The 21,065-nt window shown below is 66.3% G+C and carries 17 protein-coding genes; 11 read left to right on the top strand and 6 right to left on the bottom strand.

Annotation, left to right across the window (positions count from 1 at the left end; genetic code table 11):
• Window positions 1-818 precede the first annotated feature (818 nt).
• The 5 genes from BLW44_RS10460 to BLW44_RS10440 all read left to right on the top strand — a co-directional run bounded on the left by BLW44_RS10460 (window position 819) and on the right by BLW44_RS10440 (window position 7,828).
• The gene (locus BLW44_RS10460; RefSeq protein ID WP_060925914.1) at window positions 819-4,523 is read left to right on the top strand and encodes an NACHT domain-containing protein; all 3,705 of its coding nucleotides are present in this window, start codon (window positions 819-821) and stop codon (window positions 4,521-4,523) included.
• On the top strand, window positions 4,516-4,947 hold the full coding sequence (locus BLW44_RS17510) for a single-stranded DNA-binding protein (protein WP_245647346.1): 432 nt from the start codon (window positions 4,516-4,518) through the stop codon (window positions 4,945-4,947). The genes BLW44_RS10460 and BLW44_RS17510 overlap by 8 nt, the downstream gene beginning before the upstream one ends.
• Window positions 4,948-5,022: 75 nt before the next feature.
• The gene (locus BLW44_RS18015; RefSeq protein WP_074731755.1) at window positions 5,023-5,520 is read left to right on the top strand and encodes a DUF6993 domain-containing protein; all 498 of its coding nucleotides are present in this window, start codon (window positions 5,023-5,025) and stop codon (window positions 5,518-5,520) included.
• A gap of 132 nt (window positions 5,521-5,652) precedes the next feature.
• Window positions 5,653-7,332 carry an energy-dependent translational throttle protein EttA gene (gene ettA, locus BLW44_RS10445; RefSeq protein WP_060925915.1) on the top strand — a complete coding sequence of 560 codons (1,680 nt, stop codon included), beginning with the start codon at window positions 5,653-5,655 and terminating at the stop codon, window positions 7,330-7,332.
• Between the two features lie 7 nt (window positions 7,333-7,339).
• Window positions 7,340-7,828 (top strand): acyl-CoA thioesterase, encoded by a 489-nt coding sequence (locus tag BLW44_RS10440; RefSeq protein WP_060925916.1) that lies wholly within the window; start codon window positions 7,340-7,342, stop codon window positions 7,826-7,828.
• A gap of 87 nt (window positions 7,829-7,915) precedes the next feature.
• Here the strand turns inward: BLW44_RS10440 and BLW44_RS10435 are convergent, their stop codons facing one another.
• Entirely contained in the window at window positions 7,916-8,803 is an 888-nt protein-coding gene (locus BLW44_RS10435) for an acyl-CoA thioesterase (protein WP_060925917.1), read from the bottom strand.
• Window positions 8,804-8,854: 51 nt separating this feature from the next.
• On the opposite strand from BLW44_RS10435, the gene BLW44_RS10430 reads away from it, so the two are divergent.
• Complete coding sequence (locus BLW44_RS10430) at window positions 8,855-9,523, top strand: DUF8185 domain-containing protein (protein WP_060925918.1); 669 nt, start codon at window positions 8,855-8,857, stop codon at window positions 9,521-9,523.
• Window positions 9,524-9,587: 64 nt separating this feature from the next.
• On the opposite strand, the gene BLW44_RS10425 is transcribed toward BLW44_RS10430, so the two are convergent.
• From BLW44_RS10425 to pepN, 4 genes are all read right to left on the bottom strand, one after another.
• Window positions 9,588-11,246: an FAD-binding dehydrogenase gene (locus BLW44_RS10425; RefSeq protein ID WP_060925919.1), complete on the bottom strand. Its 1,659-nt coding sequence runs from the start codon at window positions 11,244-11,246 to the stop codon at window positions 9,588-9,590.
• On the bottom strand, window positions 11,243-11,692 hold the full coding sequence (locus tag BLW44_RS10420; protein WP_060925920.1) for a globin: 450 nt from the start codon (window positions 11,690-11,692) through the stop codon (window positions 11,243-11,245). The genes BLW44_RS10425 and BLW44_RS10420 overlap by 4 nt, the downstream gene beginning before the upstream one ends.
• Window positions 11,689-12,762, bottom strand: coding sequence for a mechanosensitive ion channel family protein (locus tag BLW44_RS10415; RefSeq protein WP_060925921.1), 1,074 nt, complete (start codon window positions 12,760-12,762; stop codon window positions 11,689-11,691). Before BLW44_RS10415 ends, BLW44_RS10420 begins: the two co-directional genes overlap by 4 nt.
• Window positions 12,763-12,835: 73 nt before the next feature.
• Complete coding sequence (gene pepN / locus BLW44_RS10410; protein WP_060925922.1) at window positions 12,836-15,388, bottom strand: aminopeptidase N; 2,553 nt, start codon at window positions 15,386-15,388, stop codon at window positions 12,836-12,838.
• Window positions 15,389-15,512: 124 nt separating this feature from the next.
• On the opposite strand from pepN, the gene BLW44_RS10405 reads away from it, so the two are divergent.
• The 5 genes from BLW44_RS10405 to BLW44_RS10385 all read left to right on the top strand — a co-directional run bounded on the left by BLW44_RS10405 (window position 15,513) and on the right by BLW44_RS10385 (window position 20,376).
• Window positions 15,513-16,697, top strand: coding sequence for a ferrochelatase (locus BLW44_RS10405; protein WP_060925923.1), 1,185 nt, complete (start codon window positions 15,513-15,515; stop codon window positions 16,695-16,697).
• A 37-nt stretch (window positions 16,698-16,734) separates the two neighbouring features.
• Entirely contained in the window at window positions 16,735-17,220 is a 486-nt protein-coding gene (locus BLW44_RS10400) for a ribose-5-phosphate isomerase (protein ID WP_060925924.1), read from the top strand.
• A 1-nt stretch (window position 17,221) separates the two neighbouring features.
• The gene (locus BLW44_RS10395; RefSeq protein WP_060925925.1) at window positions 17,222-18,220 is read left to right on the top strand and encodes an Fpg/Nei family DNA glycosylase; all 999 of its coding nucleotides are present in this window, start codon (window positions 17,222-17,224) and stop codon (window positions 18,218-18,220) included.
• Between the two features lie 21 nt (window positions 18,221-18,241).
• On the top strand, window positions 18,242-18,883 hold the full coding sequence (locus BLW44_RS10390) for an FMN-binding negative transcriptional regulator (protein WP_060925926.1): 642 nt from the start codon (window positions 18,242-18,244) through the stop codon (window positions 18,881-18,883).
• A gap of 68 nt (window positions 18,884-18,951) precedes the next feature.
• Entirely contained in the window at window positions 18,952-20,376 is a 1,425-nt protein-coding gene (locus BLW44_RS10385; protein ID WP_082724472.1) for an amidohydrolase, read from the top strand.
• Window positions 20,377-20,462: 86 nt separating this feature from the next.
• On the opposite strand, the gene BLW44_RS10380 is transcribed toward BLW44_RS10385, so the two are convergent.
• A complete protein-coding gene (locus tag BLW44_RS10380) occupies window positions 20,463-20,948 on the bottom strand; it encodes a Dps family protein (RefSeq protein WP_060925928.1) in 486 nt (161 codons plus the stop codon).
• Between the last annotated feature and the right edge of the window lie 117 nt (window positions 20,949-21,065).

The following is a 21,065-nucleotide window of genomic DNA, read 5'->3' as shown; positions in this document are numbered from 1 at the left end:
CCTTCATGCCTGCCCCTTGCGCGTGGAGGCGCACGGCGTCAGCCTTCACAGCCTCAGGATCGCTCCGCATCCTCTGATGGTCGAGGTTGGCCCGCGCCTCTTCCGCGATCTGAACGGCGATGCCGGTGTCTTGCAAGAAGGCTGATCGAGCTTCACCGAGGAGGGAAGCGTACTTGGTGGCAATGGCGTCCCGACGGGTGCGTTCGCACGCGGCGGCATCATCCAAGATGGTCGGTAGCTCATCAGCCCGTGCCCGGCCAATTCGCCTGCTGAACGCTTGAGCGTCGGCCAGGGGTAGGCGTAGGGCACTGAGTTGTTGGTGGGCGTGGGTGCGTGCGTGGCGAAGATTGTTCATCTCTCTACTTATCGCGCATACTGCCGAACCGCTTCAGCATCTAAGGCGTGCCGCTTGTTTCGGATGTCGTGTCAAGGAGCTTCTTCCAGAGCATCAGCACGGCGTGGCGCTTCGTCATACATGCGCACGGCCTAGGGATAGTGCACGCGTGGGAGCGAGTGATGCTCGGGGCCCATAGGTCTGCCCAGTGGTCGGCGTCGAACCTTCACCAAGCGAGGCCGTGTACAGCGTTGGTCCCGAGCCTTTGTTGGGCCAGAGAACAGTCGCCAAGGGTCGCAGGCCGCGACGGACGGACGGCGCGGTCCCTCGCGCGCGTCTATGTCTGCCGCTCGGGTTTGCGATCGCGTCGAGTGAAGCAGAACAGCCGTCGGGATGGCCGGCCAATACCCCTGGCGACGCCGTTCCGCGCTACCCAGTTCGCTAGTATGCGAGAGTTGCCGCAACACTATGAGCCGGGGGAAACATGGGATTTCTGTACGAGAACAGCAACCCGGAGCGGTTCCAGCATTTTTGCCAGGCTCTGCTGCTCCCTGAATATCCCAATCTCCAGTGCTTCCCCGTGGGACAACCTGACGGAGGTAGGGACGCCGCGACCGCAGACTCGCTGACGGTCCTTCAGGTGAAGTTTAAGCGTCTCGATGAAGAGGAGAGCGCGGACTGGATGATCGGAGTGCTGGAGAAAGAGCTCTCTAGTATTCAGGAACTGATCGCCAATGGGGCTGGAAAGTACGTCATCGCCACGAACGCGCGTGGCACCTCACATCCGGGAGTGGGCCGCATCGATAGAGTGCAGGAATGGCTTGACGCGAACGTCGCTGTTCCTGCCCAATGCCTCTGGCGTGATGACCTCGATCGTCGTCTCGATTCAGCGCCGATCAGCCTAAAGCTCAAATATTCTGAGCTCCTCAGCCTTGAAGACGGACTAGAGGTCGTTCTCCGGGAAGTGCTGGGGTCCGGGCAAAAGCGACAGCAGGATGCGATCCGAGCCTTCTTGGCCTGGCAGTTCGATGTCGATGCAACGGTTAAGTTCAAACAGGTCAGCCTGTCGAACAGTCTCCTCGATCTGTTCATCGATGTACCGCTGACCGTGCCGAAGGTTGCCACGCGCCGCAAACCGGGCGGTCCACTGGAGGGGTTTCTGAAGGGGATGAGCGGTGGCGGCCTGTGGATTGAGGGAAGCGAAGGACACCTCGAAGTAGCCGTGCGGACCAGCGCGGGCAACGCCATGCGTCGCTCTCAATTGAAGACAGCGCAAGTCCTATTGGGCTCTACCGCGCAAGAATACCTTAAGCGCGTCGTCCTAGAGGGCGCGCCGGGCCAGGGGAAATCCACCCTCGCTCAATACGTATGCCAGGTTCATCGCGCTCGGTTCCTTGGCAAGACGGAACTGATTGAAGCTCTGCCGAGCGAGTACCTGCAGACCGCCTTCAGGATCCCCCTGAAAGTTGACCTTCGGGATCTGGCGACATTCCTAGATGGACGCGACCCGTTCGATGCGGACACTAACCCGATTGCCGGGCCCCACACATTTGAACGCTTCCTAGCTCACTTGGTTGAGCAGGGATCAGGCGGGATACATTTTGAAGCGCACGACATCCTTACGCTGATGCAGGACCTTCCGACGCTCCTTTTCCTCGACGGCCTGGATGAAGTCGCCGACATCGCCCAACGAGAGAGGCTCGTCTCAGCCGTAGGCGAAGCGCTGTCTCGTTGGCAATCATTCGATTGTGATTTGCAGGTAGTGGTGACTAGCCGTCCGTCGGTTTTCGGGCACGCTCCCAGTTTCGAGAAGGCAGATTTCATCACCCTCGCGTTGGGGAACATTGACGGGCCGCTCATCAGTGAGTATGCAGAGAAGTGGATTGCCTCGCGGGGCCTAGAAGTAGCGGAAGCGCGAGCTGTCCGAAAGATTCTCGCGCAGAAACTCGATCTAGCCCATATCCGCGACCTGACCCGCAATCCTATGCAGCTCACAATTTTGTTGAGCCTGATTCATCAGATCGGACATTCGCTCCCCGATCAGCGGACCGACCTCTATGGTCGCTACGTCGACCTCTTCCTGACTCGGGAAGCAGATAAACACCCGATGGTCCGGGATAACCGCCAGGTCTTGCTTGAATTCATCCAGTACCTGGCCTGGTCCCTTCAGTCTGAGGCGGAGTCTTCGAAGACGGCGGGCAGTATCTCTGCGGCAGCGCTACAAGAACTAGCGCGCAGGTATTTGGCGGAGCGCGGCCACTCGCTCGATATCGCTGACGACCTCTTTGGGGGAGGATTCGAGCGTGTTTATGTCCTAGTGGAGCGGATTGAAGGACTCTATGAGTTCGAGGTGCAACCGCTCCGAGAGTTTTTCTGTGCGCGTCACCTCTATGAAACGACGCCATCCGCGAGCCGAATTGACGGTGCGCCTCGCGGAGACCTTGCGCAGCGGTTTGAGGCTCTAGCGAGCAACCCGTTTTGGCTCAATGTCTGTCGGTTCTACGCAGGGTCCTGCACGAGAGGTGAGACCGGAACGCTAGTAATCAGCCTCACGGAAATGATTCAGACCGGCAGTTTCGCTCAAGCGATGCACGCCCGTCGCGTCGCTGTCTCTCTACTCCAGGACTGGGTCTTCAGCAGCGTGAAGTTTGCGCAGGATCAGCTCATTCGTGTCGTATTCGAGGAGTATGGCTTGTTCAGGTTCTTCTCGGGCGAAGTGCGTGAACTGGAGGCCCTGCAGCTTGAGGAAGAATGCGGACGCGACACGCTACGCGATATCCTTTTCGAGCAACTCACGGCCTCCGATGCACAAGACTTTCCTGCGACGCAACTCGCTTATGTGCTGGCTTTCAACGGCGGCTTCGCCTTGCACGATCGGTTCGCCGAATTGATCCAAACTTCAACCGGGACGCGCCGTACCCATCTCCTGCTCCTAATGACCAGATCGAATGCGCTGCAGGGCTCGCAACCCTCGCGGGTCTGGCAATTGCTAATCGATGACTCCCCGAGCCGTCAGGAGTTGCTGGCACGCGTGACGGATTTGATTGGCCGGGAAGATCTTGCGCGTCGGATGCCCGGCTTGATTGAGTGTTTCTTTGACGGACTGCGCAAGGCGCAGATAGACGCACGGTCGAACAGCTTCAATTCTCTTGCTGTCATCGCGGAGCTTGTCAATCGAACCCCGGGGATGACACCCTTCGTGAGAAACTTCGCGCGGTCTGGGTCTGTGTTCCCACTGAAGGACGGTCACGTCGAAATGCCCGAATTCGTGCCGGTCGGCTTCGAGAAGTTCTTGCAGGTCGCGATCAGGCGCGAGGGTGACACGGCGCAGCGGGCGGAGGAATGGAGCCGGGCCGAGGAGTGGAGCCTCCTTGCAGAGACTCTTCGCGAGGAGCTTGGGGATTGCGGGGCCAGTGTGAGTCTCGCTGTTAGAGCGGCGGGCCTGAAATCGTCTGCTACACCTCTCCCTGGTTCCGAAAATATGATGAACTCTTCCATTCCCGTGTGTAGCAGGGCTCGATACGCCCGGCTGAAGCGCGGCGGTCACCGCTGGTGGTCGCACCAACGCAGCGGTATCCAGAGTGGGACCGATCGGCTGCTGTGGTTGAGCGTCACGCTCCTATGGGCGAGCCTTGAGAACGTCACTTCCTTGGCTACCGAACTCAATGAAGAGATTTCGCTGCTCGACGAAGACGAACTGTTGTCGCTTCGGCTGATCGTAAGGAGCACGGTAGAGCAACTGGGAGTCCGCGAGGATCGAAAGAAGACGGAGAGCTTCTCTCTCGAGCCCTTTGATGGGCGTACGTGCGAGCTGATTGTTGAGATGTTTAGGGCTCGCGTTGGAGTCCTGCACATGCCGAGTGGAAGAGGCCTACCCCCCGGGGCCGTCGAAACGCTCGCGTCGGCTAAGCTCGAAGCCTTGCTCGCGCAGGGCCCACGTGAGAAAACCCTTGAGTCGGAGCTTGAGTGGGGGAGGGCGGCCCAGTCGGCGCGTCCGACGGTGCTTGACTTCGAGCCGGGCGGCTGGGTGGTTCCGAAGATGTCGAAAGAGCTCGTGAGCGCGGTCCTCGCTGATCCCGCCGCATATCCGTACGAGTGGATGAGTCGGGCGCGCACGGCCGCCGAGTCGCGCTACAGGCCACTCTCCTTGACTGCCGTAGCGTCGAAGCAAGCTTGGCATTTTGTCTGACCGCATACAGCACACTTTTGTATCCACGAACTGGTATTCGGTGGCGGCGTTCCGCCAGCTCGCCGAGCATGCGAAGGTCTCGCTGCGCTCGGGGGACAGCGTGATCGTGACAGGACGGATGAGGATCAGGGCGTGGGAGAACAACGGCAAGCAGGGGACCAGCGTCGACATCGACGCCGATGCGATCGGTCACGACCTGCGATGGGGCACCACGGCCTATCGGCGCACTCCGCGCGCGGCCGGCGCGGAGCCGCCGAGACGCGCCGAGTCGACTGCCGCTCCTGCACACGGCCTGGCAGGGCACGCCGACGAGACGCCTAGGATCGAGACGCCTGAGATCGAGACGCCTGAGATCGAGACGCCGTGGGCGCAGATCGATGCCGCGGACTCGTCCTCGGAGCGGTTCGCAGATGTGCACGGGTAGTCGGCGGCGGCGTCCTGAACGACTCCGTGGCCGTACCGTCGCGACGGAGCGCGGGCGCGCCCGTAGACTCGACCCGTGCTTCGACGTTCGGTCTCCTCCGTGACGCGCGCGGCTGTGGCCGCGGCCGCCGGCGCAGCGCTCGTTCTCGTGCTGTCTGCCTGCGGGCCCACCGAGCAGCCCTCGCCTGATCCGACGCAGAGTGCTCCGTCGCCGTCTCCCTCGGCGACGGCGACGGCACCTTCCTACGTCGCGGACGGAACAGCGGAAGACAACCTTCCGCTGTTCACAGCGGTCACGGCGAAGGTCTGGTCGTCGGATCAGAAGGTCGCCGGTCGCGCGTACATCGATGCTCTCGTGGCGGCGGGTTTCGACCGCGCCGCGATGCAGGTGACGCAGGACGTGTCCACCGTCGGCAACCCGGCCGAAAGCATTCAGTTCTCGGTGCGGTGGGGAGATGCCGAGTGCCTGGTCGGGCAGGTCGGTCCGTCGACGGGACAGCCGGTGACGGTCGTGCTGCCCCAGTTGGCCGAGGGACGCTGCCTCGTCGGAGAGACCAGAGCGATCGACTGGTGACGGCTGACTTCGCCCTGTGAGACCGCTCGCTCCCTGACCGCAGGCTCTCCCAGGTCGCTTCGAAGGTGCGGGCTGCTCAGGCCGGTAGGCTGGAGTGTCGATCTTCGACGCCAACAGAAGGAGCGGTTTTCGGTGGCTGAGTACATCTACTCGATGGTTCGTGCACGTAAGGCGGTGGGCGAGAAGCTCATTCTCGATGACGTCACGATGGCGTTCCTCCCCGGTGCCAAGATCGGCATGGTGGGTCCGAACGGCGCCGGTAAGTCGACGATCCTCAAGATCATGGCGGGCCTGGACACGCCGTCCAACGGCGAGGCCAAGTTGTCTCCCGGGTATTCGGTCGGAATCCTGATGCAGGAGCCGGAGCTCGACGAGACGAAGACGGTGCTGGAGAACGTCCAGGACGGCATCGCGATCAAGGCGAAGGTCGACCGCTTCAACGAGATCTCCATGCTGATGGCAGACCCCGACGCGGACTTCGACTCGCTCCTCGCCGAGATGGGAACGCTTCAGGAGGAGATCGACGCCGCGGACGGCTGGGACCTCGACTCGCAGCTGGAGCAGGCCATGGATGCACTGCGCACCCCGCCGGGTGATGCCGCGATCGCTCCGCTCTCCGGTGGTGAGAAGCGTCGTGTCGCACTCGCCAAGCTGCTGCTCCAGAAGCCCGACCTGCTACTGCTCGACGAGCCGACCAACCACCTTGACGCGGAGAGCGTGCTGTGGCTCGAGCAGCACCTCCAGGCGTACAAGGGTGCAGTCATCGCCATCACCCACGACCGGTACTTCCTCGACCACGTCGCCGAGTGGATCGCCGAGGTCGACCGCGGCCGGCTGATCGGCTACGAGGGCAACTACTCGACCTACCTGGAGAAGAAGGGCGAACGCCTCGAGATTCAGGGCAAGAAGGACGCCAAGCTCGCCAAGCGCCTCAAGGAGGAACTGGAGTGGGTGCGGTCGAGCGCGAAGGGCCGCCAGACCAAGTCGAAGGCGCGTCTCGCCCGCTACGAGGAGATGGCGACCGAGGCGGAGCGGACCCGGAAGCTCGACTTCGAAGAGATCCAGATCCCCGCCGGTCCTCGCCTCGGCAGCATCGTCATCGACGCGAAGAACCTCAAGAAGGGCTTCGACGGCCGTTCGCTGATCGATGGACTCAGCTTCAACCTGCCGCCGAACGGCATCGTCGGCGTGATCGGTCCGAACGGTGTGGGTAAGACCACGTTGTTCAAGACGATCGTGGGTCTCGAGCCGCTCGACGGCGGAGACCTCAAGATCGGTGAGACCGTCAAGATCAGCTACGTCGACCAGTCGCGCTCGAACATCGACCCGGACAAGACGCTCTGGGAGGTCGTGTCGGACGGACTCGACTTCATCACCGTCGGCAAGACCGAGATTCCGTCGCGCGCGTACGTCTCCAAGTTCGGCTTCAAGGGACCGGACCAGCAGAAGAAGGCCGGTGTGCTCTCCGGTGGTGAGCGCAACCGTCTCAACCTCGCGCTCACGCTCAAGGAGGGCGGCAACCTCCTGCTTCTCGATGAGCCCACCAACGACCTCGACGTCGAGACCCTCAGCTCGCTCGAGAACGCCCTGCTCGAGTTCCCGGGTTGCGCTGTGGTCATCACGCACGACCGGTGGTTCCTCGACCGCATCGCGACGCACATCCTCGCCTATGAGGGCACCGACGAGAAGCCCGACCAGTGGTACTGGTTCGAGGGTAACTTCGAGGCGTACGAGGAGAACAAGATCCAGCGCCTCGGCGCGGACGCGGCGAAGCCGCACCGCTCGACGCACCGCAAGCTCACCCGCGACTGAGCATCCGATGTCCGACCTGACACCGGGACCCCGCCTTCACATCCCGATCCACCTCCGCTGGGGCGATCTGGATGCGTTCAACCACGTCAACAACACCTCGATGCTGAAGCTGCTCGAGGAGGCGCGCGTGCGCGCGTTCTGGCGTGCGGGGCCCGGTGAGCAGGCACCGTCCACAGCAGTTCTCGACTCCGGTATCGACGAAGGCGTCCTCACGCTCATCGCCCGCCAGGAGATCGAGTACCTCGCCCCGGTGCCCTACCAGCGTCGGCCGCTCGAGGTGCAGATGTGGTTCGGCAAGCTCGGCGGATCGAGCGTGGAGGTCTGCTACGAAGTGCACAACGACCCCGAGGCCGAGCCGCGCACCATCTACGCCCGCTCCACCGCGATCATCGTGCTCGTCGACGCTCAGACGGGGCGGCCGACGAGGCTCACCCCGGAGATGCGCGACGCGTGGAAGCCGTACGTCGGTCCGTCGATCGAGTACTCGCACCGCTGACAGATCCCGAGTTCGCGTCCAGCACGAGCAGGCGCGAGCGCCGGCTCGCGGGCGTGATCGCCGCTTCGCAGGCGGCGCCGCGGCCCGTCACTCCGAGGTCGGAACCCGCACCATGATCTCCTGGGCGACGGATGCCACGAGCTCGCCGTCCCTGGTGAAGATCCGGCCCTGCGCGAGGCCCCGACCACCGCGCGCGTTCGGCGATTCCTGCATGTAGAGCAGCCACTCGTCGACGCGGGCAGGGCGGTGCCACCACATCGCATGGTCGAGGCTCGCGACCTTCAGGCCGGCGAGGCTCCAGTGCAATCCGTGAGCCCGCAGGATCGACTCCTGGATCGTCATGTCGCTCAGGTACGCGAGAGCCGCCCTGTGTACGCGCTGATCATCGGGCAGCGGGGCACGCAGCCGCATCCAGACACCCTGCTGAGGGACCTTCGCATCGTCGCTGGGCAGGAACAGCGGTGACTCGACGTGCCGCACGTCGGCGGCGCGATCGCTCAGCATCCGCGCGACTCCGCGCGGGAGCCCCTCGACTCGCTCCTCGTCGGGGAGAAGGGACTCAGGAGAGGGCACCCCATCCGGCATCGCCGCCGCGTGCTCCACACCGGGGCCGTGGTCCTGGAAGGAGGCGATCATCGAGAAGATCGGAACGCCGTTCTGATACGCCTGCGATCGGCGCGTCGAGAACGAACGGCCGTCATGGATCCGGTCCACGGCGATCGTGATGCCCTGGCTCGCATCGCCGGGCCGGAGGAAGTAGCCGTGCATCGAATGCACGGCGCGGTCCTCGGGGAGCGTCCGTTCCGCAGCGAGCAGACTCTGGGCCAGCACCTGACCGCCGTAGATCCGGCCGGAGGGCATCGGGTGCGAGGAGCCCGTGAAGATGTCCTCGGTGGTCCGTGCCTGCGTCGAATCGAGATCGAGCACGTCGAGCAACTGCTCCACGGTGCGGATCGCGTGTGCGTCGGGGGTCATGGATTCCTTCCCGCGACTGCGAGCGCCGCTTGCGTTGCTAGTTTAGAGGGTGTGCCGCACCAGCTCCTCCTCGCCGATCCCGAGACGTCCAAGGACGTCCTGACCTTCCTGGGGCGGGCCACGCGCATCTCCGACGAGGGAGTGCGGCTGCAGGCCGCGCAGGGCGTTCTCGCGCTCACCGGCGCGGCGCTGGCTCCGCACGGACTGTTCGATCAGACGCCGACGGTGCTGGCCATGCGGATCGTGCATGCCGATCCTGAACTGGAATGCGACATCGTCGTCTCGGAGCTCACACCCACCGACGACCCCCTCGCGCTCACCCTGCCCGACACCGGGCTCTCACCGGCGTGGGCGGGCGTCGCGCCGCCCCGCGGTGCCTGGCAGCCGGAGTCGACGCTTCCTGCCTCGGTCATCGCGCAGCGGGCTCAGTGGGGCATCAGCGCGGTGGCGCGCGGGGCGACGCCGGGCGCGGGCGAGGAAGCCGTGCGCGCTCTGCGGGCCGCGATCTGGGGCGAACCCGACGACGACCTGGGCGGCCTGCCGCGCGGGGTCGCCTTCGCGGCCGATGCCTTCGGATTCATCTCCGGCGAGGAGGACGTCCCCGTGATGAGGTCGGGTCGCTGGACACGCCTCGCGTTCCGTCGGGGACACGTCCTCGCTCGTGGACCGGTCGCGACCGGGCTGACCGCAGTGCGAGGAACCGGCACCACCGGCGAGTGACCCGTCGGAGGTTGATCGGGCGGGCGAACAGGCGGAGAGCGAGACGCAGGTCCCGCGCCCCCGGTCAGCGCGCCGCGGCGCGTCCTGCCTGACGTCCGGAGAACAGGCAGCCCCCGAGGAAGGTGCCCTCGAGCGCGCGATAGCCGTGCACGCCGCCCCCGCCGAAGCCGCTGGCCTCGCCGGCGGCGTACAGACCGGGGATCGGCTCTCCGTCACTGCCCAGGGCGCGGCCATCGAGATCCGTGGTGATCCCCCCGAGCGACTTGCGGGTCAGCACGTGGAGCTTCACCGCGATGAGGGGGCCCGCAGCCGGATCCTGCAGCCGATGCGGCGCGGCAGTGCGGATCAGCTTGTCGCCCCGATACCCGCGCATCGAGCGGAGCATCCCGATCTGCGCGTCCTTGGTGAACTCGTTGTCCATCTCGAGATCCCTGGCCACGACCTCCCGCCGCACGTGATCGATGTCCAGCGCTTCGCCGCCGGGGTGGCGCTGCATCTGCTCGAGCAGCGACTCGAGGTCCGTCTCGACGATGAAGTCCTCGCCCTCGTCGAGGAACGCCTGCACCGGCCCCGTCGGTCCCTTGGCGAGTCGTGACTTCAGCAGAAGCCCGACGTCCTTGCCTGTGAGGTCGGGATTCTGCTCGCTGCCCGACAGCGCGAACTCCTTCTCCACGATCTGCCGGGAGGTGACGAACCAGGAGTGGTCGTGTCCGGTCGCGCGCAGGTGGGCCAGGGTCCCCAGCGTGTCGAAGCCGGGGAACAGCGGCACCGGAAGCCTCTTGCCGGTCGCGTCCAGCCAGAGCGACGAAGGACCGGGAAGGATGCGGATGCCGTGCGACGGCCACACCGGATCCCAGTTCTTGATGCCCTCGACGTAGTGCCACATACGGTCGCCGTTGATCAGCCGCGCACCGGCCGTGGCGGCGACGCTGTGCATCGACCCGTCCACGTAGGCCGGCACACCCGTGAGCATCTGCGCCGGGGGAGTACCCAGGCGCTCGGGCCAGGCGGCGCGCACGAGATCGTGATTGCCGCCGATCCCGCCCGACGACACGATCGTCGCGCCCGCGGTAATGTCGAACTCGCCGATCGTCTCGCGCGACGATTCGACGCCTCGGTCGGCCGGACTCGACTCCAGGATGTCGCCACGGGCTCCCGTCACGGCGCCGTCCGTCGTCAGCAGTTCGGTCACCCGGTGTCGGGGCAGGATCGTGATCCGGCCCTCGCGTTCTCCCTGCTCCACGGCGCCGACGAACGGCGCGACCACTCCGGGTCCTGTGCCCCAGGTGATGTGGAATCGCGGGACCGAGTTCCCGGGTCCGAGAGCGCCGTAGCCGCCGCGTTCGGCCCAGCCGACCACAGGGAAGAAGCTCACGCCGCGCTCACGGAGCCAGGCGCGCTTCTCGCCCGCGGCGAACTCCAGGTAGGCCTCGGCCCAGCGCCGCGGCCAGTGATCTTCCGGCCGGTCGAAGCCGGCGGTCCCGAACCAGTCCTGCGTCGCGAGAGCCAGCGAGTCACGGATGCCCATGCGCCGCTGCTCGGGCGAGTCGATGAGGAACAGCCCTCCGAACGACCACCATGCCTGTCCGCCGAGATTCGTACGCGGCTCCTGATCCACCAGGATGACTCGGCGCCCTGCCTCCAGTGCCTCGCTCGCGGCGACGAGACCCGCGAGTCCCCATCCGATGACCAGGACATCTGCAGACAGGGGCGTGGTCGTCATGTGCTCTCCGTTGATTCCTGACGTGATCGGGTCTCGAGCGTCGGGCGTCCTGCCGAGGGAGTGCCGATGCCGGACGGCTCGAATGAGTTCACCATGGCATACGCGGCGCGCTCGAGATAGTCCCAGAGCGTCGATTCGTGCAGTGGCGACAACTGCGCCTCGTCCACGGCGGTTCGCATGTGACGGAGCCACCTGTCGCGCGCGTCGGGGTCGACGTGGAAGGGCATGTGCCGCATCCGGAGTCGAGGGTGACCGCGGGTCTCACCGTATGTCGTGGGGCCGCCCCAGTACTGCTCCAGGAACATCAGCAGACGCTCCTCGGCCGGTCCGAGATCCTCTTCGGGGTACATGGGCTTCAGGACCGGGTCGAGAGCCACTTCGCGATAGAAGACCGACACGATCTTCGCGAACGTCTCGCGACCGCCGACCTCGTCGTAGAACGTCACTTCTGCGGACCTCCGTCGTCATTGGTCTTCTTGCGGCGCCAGATCCCGCGATCGGGGATCACCGGCACGCCGGTGACGGCGTTCGGTCGCGTCTTGGGCGGGTTGGCGCCGCGGACGCGTCGGGCGCCGTCGAGTCCGGTGGGGATCACGGTCGTCATGCTGGGGACGGAGATCTCGTTCTCGATCATCGCCGCACGCAGGCGCTTGCGCAGCTCCTGGGCGACGTCGTCCTTCGCGTTGGCACGGGCCTTGATGACGAGCCGGACGACGAGCGCGTCTCCGCCGACAGATTCGAGCCCCCAGAGCTCGGGCTTCTCGATGATCCGGGTGCGCCACTTCGGGTCCTTGGCGAGGCCCTGGGCCGTCTCGAGCATGATCTGCTCGACCTTGTCGAGGTCGGCATCGACCGGAACGCCGAGGTCGATGATGGCGCGCGCCCAGCCCTGCGACATGTTGCCGATCCGGGTCACTTCGCCGTTGCGGACGTACCAGAGCGTGCCGTTCACGTCTCGGACCTGGGTGATGCGCACGCTGACGTACTCCACGACGCCGGTCGCCAGGCCCAGATCCACCACGTCGCCGATGCCGATCTGGTCTTCGGCGACGATGAACATGCCGTTCAGGACGTCCTTGACGATGTTCTGCGCTCCGAAGCCGAGGCCGGCACCGACAGCCGCCGTGAGGAGGGTGAGAGAGCCGATCAGACTGTTGTCGAGGGCATTCACCACGAGGACGGCGGCGATCACCACGAGCATCACGTTGACGATGTTCTGCAGGATCGTGCCGAGGGTGCGCGTCCGCTGGACGAGGCGCATGTCGGCAAGGGGAGAGCGTTCCAGAGCCTGCGTGTCGTCGACCGCGGCCTTGCTCTTGGCCGTATCGACGATGCGGTGCACGACGCGGCGGATCACCACGCGCAGGACCAGCGCGATGAGCACGCAGGACGCGATGATGATGGCGACCTGGATCGCCTTGCCCCCGACGACGGTGAGCACGCCGAGGATGTCAGCCCACCATTTGGGCAGTTCGGTCACGACAGGGGGAGGAGTGGTATCGAATGGCACGATCATCCCCTCCAGAGTAGCGATCAGGCCTCTGCGCGGGCTGAGCGCACCACGCAGAGGCCTGATCTCGAAACGGGTCTCAGTCCTCCGCGTCGCGGGACTGGGCCGCGAGCGACCGCTCGACGTCCGCCAGGTTCTCGAGCACTAGTCGACGCAGGGCGGGAGCCGCATCCTGGTTGGCCGACAACCACGCTCGCGTCGCGTCGCGGAGCTCGACGTCGGCGATCGCGGTCGGGAACAGCCCGACGATCAGGTACTGGGCGATCTGGTAGGTGCGAGACTCCCAGATCGGCAGCAGCATGTCGAAGTACGCGGGTACGAACTCGCGCAGCGCCTCGGCACCGGCCGGATGCACGAATCCGAGGGCCGCCGAGCGCACGATCGTGTTGGGTGCGTCGTCGCGCTCGATGAGAGACGCCCAGGCCGCCTTCTTCGACGCGGAGTCGGGAAGGGCCGCGCGAGCCTGGGCAGCGAACTCGCTGCCCTTCGACGTGTTGTCGGCGGCGAGGGCCGCGTCGATCGAGCCGGCATCCGTCGCCCCGATCGTGGCGAGTCCGACGAGCAGCTGCCAGTTCAGATCGGCGTCGATCTCGAGCCCGGGAAGCGTCTCCTCGCCGGAGCGCAGTCGCCCGATGATTCCGGCGTGCTCGGGGGTGACCAGCGCGTTCGCGAAGGCGGTCACGAACTGGAGCTGGCTGTCGCTGCCCGATTCTGCGGACTCCGCGAGGTTCCACAGGCCGTCGGCGACCTTCTGTCGAGCGGCGAGGCGCGCCTCGGGCGTGACGTAGAGGGTCGCGGCCGTGCGCAGCTGCGCCAGGGTGGTGCGCACCGTCGTCGACTCGGTCTCGCGGCCGATGTTGCCGAGCACGAGGTCGATGTAGTCGGACGCGGCGGTCTCGGCGTCGCGGGTCTGATCCCAGGCTGCACCCCAGACGAGCGACCGCGCCAGCGGGTCGCTGATGTCGGCCAGATGAGCGATCGCGGTCGCCAGCGAGCGCTCGTCGAGACGGATCTTCGCGTAGGCGAGGTCTTCGTCGTTGAGCAGCACCAGGTCGGGGCGCTTGTGGCCGTGCAGCTCGGGGACCTCCGTCCGGTCGCCGTCGACGTCGACCTCCTCGTAGTGCGTGCGCACGAGGGCGCCGTCCTGCAGGTTGTAGAAGCCGATGCCCAGGCGGTGCGGGCGGATCGTCGGGTAGTCGGCTGGCGCGGTCTGCGTCACCGCGAAGCGCGAGATCGTGCCGTCGGCGTCCTCGGCGATGACCGGCTCGAGCGTGTTCACGCCCGCGGTCTCGAGCCACTTCTTCGACCAGGTGCTGAGATCACGGCCGCTGGTGGCTTCGAGCTCGGTGAGCAGGTCGCTGAGCTCGGTGTTACCCCACGAGTGCTTCTGGAAGTACTGCGAGACGCCGGCGAAGAACTCTTCGATGCCCACCCAGGCGGCGAGCTGCTTGAGGACCGAGCCGCCCTTCGCGTAGGTGATGCCGTCGAAGTTCACCTGCACGTCTTCGAGGTCGTTGATCTCGGCGACGATGGGGTGGGTCGAGGGCAGCTGGTCCTGACGATACGCCCAGGTCTTCTCCATGGCGTTGAACGTGGTCCACGCCTCGGTCCACTCAGTCGCCTCGGCGGTCGCGATGGTCGACGCCCATTCGGCGAACGACTCGTTCAGCCACAGGTCGTTCCACCACTTCATGGTGACGAGGTCGCCGAACCACATGTGCGCGAGCTCGTGCAGGATAGTCACGACGCGACGCTCCTTGACGGCGTCGGTCACCTTGCTGCGGAAGACGTACGTCTCGGTGAACGTGACGGCCCCGGCGTTCTCCATCGCTCCTGCGTTGAATTCGGGGACGAAGAGCTGGTCGTACTTCGCGAACGGGTACGGCACGCCGAACTTCGACTCGAAGTACGCGAAGCCCTCGCGCGTCTTGTCGAAGATGTAGTCGGCGTCGAGGTGCTGCCACAGGCTCTTGCGGCCGTACACCCCGAGTGGGATCACCCTGCCGGAGGCGCTGGTCAGCTCGGAGAAGGTCGACTCGTACGGACCGGCGACGAGCGCCGTGATGTACGACGAGATGCGCGGGGTCGGCTCGAAGCCCCAGGTGGCGACGGTGTCGTCGTCGTGCACGATGGGCTCGGGCGTGGGGGAGTTGGAGACGACCTTCCACGACGCCGGCGCGGTCACGGTGAACTGGAACGTCGCCTTGAGGTCGGGCTGCTCGAACACGGCGAAGACGCGGCGCGAGTCCGGCACCTCGAACTGCGAGTAGAGGTAGACCTCGCCGTCGACCGGGTCGACGAAGCGGTGCAGTCCCTCGCCCGTGTTCGTGTAGAGGCAGTCGGCATCGACCACGAGGACGTTCTCGGCCTGCAGGCCGGACAGCGCGATGCGCGAGTCGGCGAAGACCTGCTCGGGGTCGAGCTGCTCGCCGTTCAGCGAGATCTCACGGACCTCGCGAGCGATCAGGTCGATGAAGGTGAAGCTCTCCGGCGTCGCGGTGAAGCGCACGACGCTGCGGGAGCCGAAGACCTCGGCACCCTTCGTCAGGTCGAGCGAGACCTCGTACGACTGGGTGTCGATGACGTCACGGCGCTCCTGCGCTTCGATGCGGGTGAGGTTCTCTCCAGGCACAGCTGTACTCCCAGGGGTGAGGGGATGCTGCCGCAACCCAGCGCAGTTGGCGCCCACGGCAACCATGACAGCCTACGCCAGCACAGCGGCCTGTCTCACGTCCGGAAGGTGAAAGGATGGAGGGGTGACCGCGATCGAGCCGAACCACGTCCTCTTTGCCTCTCCCGCCGCTGCCCAGGGTGCACCGTATGTATCGACCCCCACGGCGTACGACGGCATCCTTCTCGCCGGGTTCGGAGGGCCCGAGGGACAGGATGACGTCATCCCGTTCTTGCGCAACGTCACACGCGGCCGCGGCATCCCCGACGAGCGTCTCGAAGAGGTCGCGCATCACTACCGGCACTTCGGCGGCGTGAGCCCGATCAACGGCCAGAACCGCATCCTCAAGGAGGCTCTGGAAGGTGAGTTGGCCCGTCGCGGCATCGATCTCCCCGTCTACTGGGGCAACCGCAACTGGAGCCCCTACCTCGAAGAGGTCGTGACCGAGGCCGCGGCCGACGGCAACACGACGCTGCTCGCCTTCGCCACCAGTGCCTACAGCTCCTTCTCGAGCTGCCGCCAGTACCGTGAGGACTTCGCACGCGTCCTGCAGGAGACGAACCTCGGCGAGACGGTGACCATCGACAAGATCCGCCCGTTCTACGACCACCCCGGCTTCGTCGAGTCGTTCGAGACCGGCGTGCGCGACGCCGTGCAGACGTTCCTCGACCAGGGCATCGAGCCCGCCGAGATCCAGATCCTGTTCTCGACGCACAGTATCCCGACCGCGGACGCCGAGCGATCGGGTGCTCGTGACATCGACTGGGGCGAGGGCGGCGCGTATGCCGCCCAGCACCTCGCGGTCGCGGCCTGGGTCATGGACCGCGTCAGGGAGAGCATCCCCGCGGCATCCGACGTGTCGTGGGAGCTGGTGTACCAGTCCCGTTCGGGCCCTGCCTCGCAGCCGTGGCTGGAACCCGACGTGTGCGACGTGATCGGCGAGCTCCCCGCCCGAGGTCGCAAGGCCGTCGCCGTCGTGCCGGTCGGATTCATGAGCGATCACATGGAAGTGCTCTGGGACCTCGACACCGAGGCGGCAGAGGCCGCGGAGGAGGCGGGTCTCGCCTTCACCCGCACCCCCACCCCCGGCGTCGCGCCGTCGTTCGTGACGGGCATCGTCGATCTGATCGTCGAGCGCCTCGAAGGCCGCCCCAACGAGGAGCGCCCTCATGTGACGCCGCTGCCCGGTGCTTTCGACGTGTGCCGCCCCGGCTGCTGTGAGAACGTCAGAGCCGGCTTCAAGCCCGCCGCAGCCGGCGTGGCTCCCTGAGTTCCCGCCGCCCTCGCAGACTTCTAGGATTGAGCGCATGCGCATCCATATCGCCACCGATCACGCGGGTCTCGACTTCTCGACGCAGCTGCAGGACCATCTGCGCGGCGCCGGTCACGACGTCGTGGACCACGGACCGATCGAGTACGACGCCCTCGACGACTACCCGGCGTTCTGCATCCGGGCCGCTCAGGCCGTGGTGGCCGACCAGGCGGCAGGGGTCGAGACGCTGGGCGTCGTGTTCGGGGGCTCGGGCAACGGCGAGCAGATCGCGGCGAACAAGGTCGAGGGAGTCCGCGCCGCGCTCGTATGGAACACATCGACGGCCGAGCTCGCGCGTCAGCACAACGACGCGAACGTGATCTCGATCGGCGCACGGCAGCACACCTTCGACGAGGTGACCTCGTTCATCGACACCTTCATCGCGACGCCGTTCTCGCATGAGGAGCGGCACGTACGCCGCATCGGACAGATCGCCGACTTCGAGCGCGACGGCTCGCTCCTCCCGGATCCGCGGGCCTGACATGCCCGAGGGGCATTCGGTACACCGGATCGCGCGGCAGTTCGATCGGAACTTCGTCGGCAAGGTGATGTCCGCGTCCAGCCCGCAGGGCCGGTTCGCCGAGGGCGCCGCCGTGCTCGACGGCCGAGAGGCAGTCAGCGTGCATGCCGTCGGTAAGCAGATGTTCCTCGAAGCCGAAGGCGACCTCTGGCTGCGCGTGCATCTCGGGCTCTACGGGGCGTGGGACTTCGCGGGCGAGATCCTGGTCGATCCGACCATCGCCTCGGCGAACGGTCGGATGGGGCAGACGAATCAGCGCGGCACCGTCATCGACGACGAGATCCTCGACGCCGCCGGCGAGAACTCACTCTCCTCGATCGGGGCCCCTCGTCGTACACGCGTCCATGTGCGCATGTCGGAGCAGACCAAAGGCCTCGCCGATGAGGGGCTCGAGTGGCCGCCGCCGGTCGTGGGACAGGTGCGACTGCGCCTGATGACCGACATCACCGCGGCCGACCTGCGCGGCCCGACGGCCTGCGTCCTCCAGACGACGGACGAGATGCTGGCCAGCGTCGCGAAGCTCGGCCCCGACCCGCTCGTCGGCGACCCGGTGCAGAACGAGGAACGATTCGTCCAGGCCGTGCGCAAGAAGCCGACGGTGATCGCGCTGCTCCTGATGGACCAGGCCGTCGTGAGCGGTATCGGGAACGTGTATCGCGCCGAGATGCTGTTCCGACAGCGGCTGAATCCGCATACGCCAGGGCGGGACGTGCCGGAGGATGTCGTGCGCGCACTCTGGCGCGACTGGGTCCGGCTGCTCGCCATCGGGGTCGAGACCGGTCAGATGATGACGATGGACGACCTCTCGCCCGAGGCGTACCGCGCCGCGATGGCGAGCCGCGACGACCGGCACTGGGTCTATCACCGTGCGGGTCTGCCGTGTCGGGTGTGCGGCACGGAGATCGCGCTCGAGGAGATCGGCGCCCGCAAGCTCTACTGGTGTCCGCGCTGCCAGGCGTGACCCTGCGCATAGGCTGAGAGGATGCGTCAGAACCCCAGTTTCACGCTTGCGGATGTGACCGAGATCCGGCGGGTCATCGAGGGCAATCCGTGGGCGACGATCGTCAGCGCCGGTGACGACGGACTCGTGTCCTCGCACTACGCCGTGCTGCTCGACGAGAGCCGTGACGACCTCACGATCGTGGGGCATGTCGGACGACCGGACGACCTCATCCACGGCCTCGGAGAACGCGAGATCATCATCGTCTTCCAGGGTCCCCACGGCTACGTGTCGCCCAGTTGGTACGGCGACGTGCAGGCGGTCCCGACCTGGAACTACATCGCCGTACACCTGTCGGGCGTCCCCGAGATCCTCACCGAGGACGAGAACCTCGCCGTGCTCGATCGTCTCGTCGATCGGTTCGAGGGTCGACTGCCTGAGCCCCGACGTATGTGGGAGCGACCCAACGATCCCGCATTCGTCGGCCGGCTCGCCACGGGGACGGTCGGGTTCCGCCTCACGCCGACACGCGTGGTCGCGAAGCGCAAGCTCAGTCAGAACAAGCCAGCGGAGACGGTCGACACGGTGATCGCCGAGCTCGAGGGCGACGGCCCGTACGCCCAGCCCGCCCTTGCGGCCGAGATGCGTCGTGCCAGGGACGCCCGCCCGGGAGCCGGGCGGTGACCGAGATCGGCGGCGTGGTCGGCACGCTGAAGGCGGTGCGGATCTCGGGCCCCGGCATCGAGTTCCTCATGGACGACGAGCCAGTCGACGTGTTCATCGAGGACGGGCGGATCGCGGACATCGCCCCCGTCGGCGCGTTGCCCTCCCGTGGCGAAGTGCTCGACGGACAGGGCGCCTGGGCCATTCCGGGGCTCTGGGACAACCACGTGCACACCGTCCAGTGGGCGCTCGCGACCGAGCGGGTCGCACTGGGCGGCGCGGCGTCGGCTGCTGAGGCGGCCGGGATCATGGCGGCCGCCGCTCCGCTGCCGGACGGTCGCAAGGTCGGCAGCGGGTTCCGCGATGCGATGTGGCCGGATGCGCCGAGCCTCGAACTACTCGATCGGGCGACGGGGTCGGTGCCCACCTACCTCATCAACGCCGACGTGCACAGCACCTGGTTGAACTCGGCCGCGCTGCGACTCGAGGGGTTCGCCAGTCCGGACGGAATGCTGCGCGAGCAGGATGCATTCGAGATCTCCCGGCGGCTGAACGACGTAGACCCTGCTCGTCAGGACAGCGCCGTCGCGGCAGCCGGGCAGCGGGCGGCGTCCCGCGGGGTCACTGGTCTCGTGGACTTCGACATGGGATGGAATGCCGACGCCTGGCCGCGGCGCATCGCCGCGGGCTTCGCGTCTCATCGCGTCGAGTTCGCGATCTATCCGTTCGACCTGCAGCGCGCGATCGGCGCCGGCCTGCAGACGGGGGAGCTGCATGAGGAGCCGGATGCACCCGAGGCAGGACGTGGTCTGATCCGGGTGGGGCCGTTGAAGGTGATCAGCGATGGCTCGCTCGGTACGAGGACTGCGGCGTGCTCGCATCCGTATCCCGGCGACCCGGAGAACTTCGGTGTTCTCACGGTGCCGCCGGCCGAGCTGACCGAACTGCTGACCACTGCCACCGGCGCCGGGCTCGCGGTGGCGGTGCATGCGATCGGCGACCGTGCGGTGACGGCCGCGCTCGACGCGTTCACCGTCTCGGGAGCGGTCGGGACGATCGAGCACGCGCAGCTCGTCCGGCACGCGGACCTCGCCCGCTTCGCGCGGCTCGGGGTCATCGCGAGCGTCCAGCCTCAGCACGCGCTCGACGACCGCGACATCGTCGGACGGCACTGGGAGGGGCAGACGTCGATCGGCTACCCGCTGGGCGCGCTGCGCGATGCCGGTGTCGAGCTGCGGTTCGGGTCGGATGCTCCGGTCGCGGCCCTCGATCCGTGGCAGGCGATGGCGGCGGCGGTCACTCGCACTGACGACGACCGCGCGCCGTGGCACCCCGAGGAGCGACTCACCCGCGCTCAGGCACTCCAGGCGAGCGTACGGACGGCGCTGCGTCCCGGGGAGCTCGCGGACATCGCTCTCTGTGGGTTCGATCCGCTCGCGGCGTCGGGCGCGACTCTGAGGGCGATGCCCGTCGCGGCGACACTCGTCGAAGGCCGGGTCACTCACACGGTCTGAAGCGCTTGGAGCCCGTAGGCGTGCTCAACCCCGCAGATACGACGAAGGGCACCGGGGTGACCCGGTGCCCTTCGTCGATGAGATCGTCAGGCTGCGATGTGCGACACGAGGAACCAGCGGTCCTTCTCGAGGCCGCGCATGATCTCGATGGCGACGTCCTGGCTCGTGAGGTCGACCTCGTCGAGGCCGTCGATCGCGGCCTTCACGTCGACCAGGATCGTGTCGATGTCGGAGATCACGGCGCGCACCAGCTCGTCGGACTGGGTGAAGCCGGCGGGCACCGAGCTTGCGCCACCCTTGGCGGCGACGGCCGAGATGCGGGCGTCGATCGGAAGGCCCAGAGCGACGATGCGCTCGGCTGCCGTGTCGGCGAAGTCACCGGCGTGGGCGACGATCGTGTCGAGCAGCTCGTGGACACCGACGAAGTTGGCTCCGCGGACGTGCCAGTGGGCCTGCTTGCCGTTGACGGTGAGCGCCTGGAGTCCGAGGACGACGGGGGAGAGGAACTGTGCCGCTGCAGCTGCCACGGTCGGGTCGCTGGCGGTGGTGGAAACGGTCTGTGCCTTGCTCATCTTGACTCCTCCGGAGTGGTCTCTTCGTACCTGATGAAGACAACGCTACTCACCTCAGAACATTCCGCAAGCAAGCGAAGGCTCGGCTTAGTGGCCCGGAATCACGCGGGAATCCGG

Origin of the sequence: Microbacterium hydrocarbonoxydans, from assembly GCF_900105205.1 — a bacterium.
In the GTDB taxonomy this organism is placed as follows: Bacteria; Actinomycetota; Actinomycetes; order Actinomycetales; family Microbacteriaceae; genus Microbacterium; species Microbacterium hydrocarbonoxydans.
The sequence above is the reverse complement of the archived record's forward strand: the minus strand, read 5'-3'. Positions and strand labels throughout refer to the sequence as shown.